This window comes from Iodidimonas sp. MBR-22 (genome assembly GCF_029946565.1).
Lineage (GTDB): Bacteria > Pseudomonadota > Alphaproteobacteria > Sphingomonadales > Rhodothalassiaceae > Iodidimonas > Iodidimonas nitroreducens.
On sequence record NZ_JARKVQ010000034.1, the window covers coordinates 1 to 2,753 of the forward strand.

The window sequence follows — 2,753 nt, forward strand, 5'->3', positions numbered from 1 at the left end:
TCCGGCGTCATCCTTGGGCGGCGCGCGGCCAGATCGGGGGATGGCAAGGCCGTCTCCACATCCAAAAACCCCTCACCTATATAATTGACGGTCCTGATTAATGCGTCTGAGTCCTTCAGATCAGGCCGATAGCGCGTCAAACCGGATGCCTCAATATACATCAGTCCGGGTCGCTCGCGCCCCTTGAAGTCCATCAATTTTTCCTGCGCATGAGCCTCGCCACGGGCAAGAACCGCTACCGCCAGAAGGCCAAAACACATCCCCCCAACCCCCATCGCGCGCCCCATTCCATTGCCCCTCCATCACCGCAACAGATCATCAAGCGCGGTCTGAATAGGTTAGCAGAATAATTTGTGCTAATGCTACTCACAAGAGCATTTCTAGCTTCGAGAAGGGATATTATCTATGCGCGCCCCGCCAACCTTTTTTATGCCATTTATTGTCTTTCTGGCTCTAAACGCAGTCACCAGCATTCAAGCGCAAGATAATACCAGATCACTCACACATTCTGAAAACCGGATATTATTCGAGCGAGAAAATGATCGCATTCTGGTTTCTGGAAAAAACATAGAAAAACTTTGCATCATATGTGAAGAATCAACTTGTATTCTTCATATGAAATTAAAAGAAAAATCACAGATTCAGGTTGAATCATTCATCTCACGTCATATCAAAAAACAGATAAAATTATCTGTGAATGATGTTCTTATGTTTTCTAAGCTCAGAATTCATGACAATGTTTCTTTCAAAAATGGCAGCAAAATATACTTGGATAAAGTACAAGTATATAATTTGGCCACCGCCGATCCGCCGATCATAGAATACTGCGAGAGCGCGATATGACCTTAACACGAACTATCTGACCAAACGAAAAACCCTTGGCTCGTTCAGGGTCATGAACCCCGCCAGACCCACACGCGCCCACAGCGCTTCACGCTCAATCGCCAGTGCCGGAGCGGCTATGCGCCTATCTTGTTTCTGTCCACGGTCCGGCGCGCTGCTGCTCCAATTTTCTCCGGTCCAGAAAATATCGCACATCAAAACCGGCGGTATAAACACCACTTTTGACGTTTGAAGGCTGCAATCTCTGACGTGCCGCATCAAGAGATTGCATGATCGTAGGCAGTCGCTCAGACAACGGCGTCTCTTGAACCCAGAACCCGGCATCGCGTTCCTCAGCACTCTTGTCTTGGAGATGTTTCCCGGTCGCTATACGGGCCAAAATCTGCTCAACACGGGTCGGCAAATTTCCTTCCTCATAGGAAGGCGCAGTGAACCAGGCAAAACTGTCCCACAACAGAAATCTATCATTCAAACCGGCAAATTCACTAATGTGGCGTTTGGCCCAGTCCAGCTTAGATAGGCCCTCAAGTTCGGCCGCATCCATGATCGCGGCCCCAAACTCCTGCCAAATCGGAATTGTCATGAGAAGCCCGGCAATCCCCATCCGAATACTATGAAAATGCTGTTGTTCTTCGTCAAACTCCGGATCATGAACTGCCGTACTCCAAGGCATGTCATGCGCATTGCGCCACGCCGCCAGCGCCCTCAGCATCGTTCGGTCCAACCGCTTCTCCGGCACGTGCGCGACGCTGATGGTCACGCCCGTCCACGGATCGACATGCTCATAAAATCGTCGATATAAATTCAATGAAACATAAGAGATATCGCATTCACGCTTGGAAGCGATCTTTAACAAAATTTCTGCATCCAAATTACTACTTACAACATTAAAATCTGATTTAATTAAATGTTTAAATATGTCATTGGTTCTCAATAAACTCCACATACCACCCTGTGCTTCTATAAAAAAATCTTTTTCATCTATCATGTACCCTACCCAACCAATCTGATATATATTACTATCAGATATTTCTATTATTTCTCCTTTATTATTTAATAATGTTATTATTATGTAATTTGTTTTTTCATTATAATTTTTTTCGCAAGATTCGCATTTAATTTCTTTATTAAAGCATCCAGAGATAAAAAATGGATAATTTTTTGTATTGTAGCCAGAAATATCAATATATTCGTTTAATTCTATATTTAGTTCATTTTCTTGTGAAAATACAGTATTTTGAAAAATTGATAAAAAAATAATTGTGCTCAAATATAGAAAAGCATTTTTATAAAAAACGATCATTTTTTTATCTCTGAAATAGAAATCTATCTTGCCCTTCGATAACTAAAATAAAAACAGTGCCGCTTGGAAGTTGAACTGTCGGAAACGAATTCTTGAAGGGGCCAAAGCACGCAACAACCGGATTTCCGTATAATGGTGCAGTGCAAGTAACTTTTCCCTGGAACAGGGGCTTTCCAGATCCCGAAGTCGAAAGAAATTATTCGCCAATGCCATATCATTGCCCAACAATCTCTCTGCGCGAACTCTGGGCAATATAACCGAACGTATCTGCTCAAGCACCTGTGATTCATTGGGGGAAATATTTCTATTTATACGCTTGCCCGCAGTTTGTGGCCGGTCTTCACCAAATCTCTCGTCCCCGTTAATCACAGCATTCGCAAGCGCCACACGTGCATCGTCAATACCCGGACCAGATAAGGAAGCCGTCTCATTAAACACGATAGTTGCAATCTCTTCATCCGTCAAAACGGCATTTTCCCCACGCTTGATAGGCGAAGGGACCTCATCCGAAGCGCGCCTATCCGCATCGCCCGCCCCCACACCCTCATCCACATACTCAACAAAGCAGCGGCAATTGGCGGTCTCATCAAAAGGGCCTTCGGGGTCG

4 protein-coding genes are annotated in these 2,753 nt (G+C 44.8%); 1 reads left to right on the forward strand and 3 read right to left on the reverse strand.

All coding sequences use genetic code 11. The features are described from left to right. The coding region (locus QK300_RS13470) for a hypothetical protein (protein ID WP_281302221.1) at positions 1-287 on the reverse strand (287 nt) is incomplete at its 3' end. A 118-nt stretch (positions 288-405) separates the two neighbouring features. Between QK300_RS13470 and QK300_RS13475 the strand changes: the two genes are divergently transcribed. Beyond that, positions 406-843, forward strand: a complete 438-nt coding sequence (locus QK300_RS13475; RefSeq protein WP_281302222.1) for a hypothetical protein — start codon at positions 406-408, stop codon at positions 841-843. 124 nt (positions 844-967) lie between these two features. Here the strand turns inward: QK300_RS13475 and QK300_RS13480 are convergent, their stop codons facing one another. Together QK300_RS13480 and QK300_RS13485 are read right to left on the reverse strand one after the other, a co-directional pair. Further along, positions 968-2,146, reverse strand: coding sequence for a hypothetical protein (locus tag QK300_RS13480; protein WP_281302223.1), 1,179 nt, complete (start codon positions 2,144-2,146; stop codon positions 968-970). Positions 2,147-2,188: 42 nt separating this feature from the next. Next, positions 2,189-2,753, reverse strand: a 565-nt coding sequence (locus QK300_RS13485; protein ID WP_281302224.1) for a hypothetical protein, incomplete at its 5' end; no start/stop codon positions are given.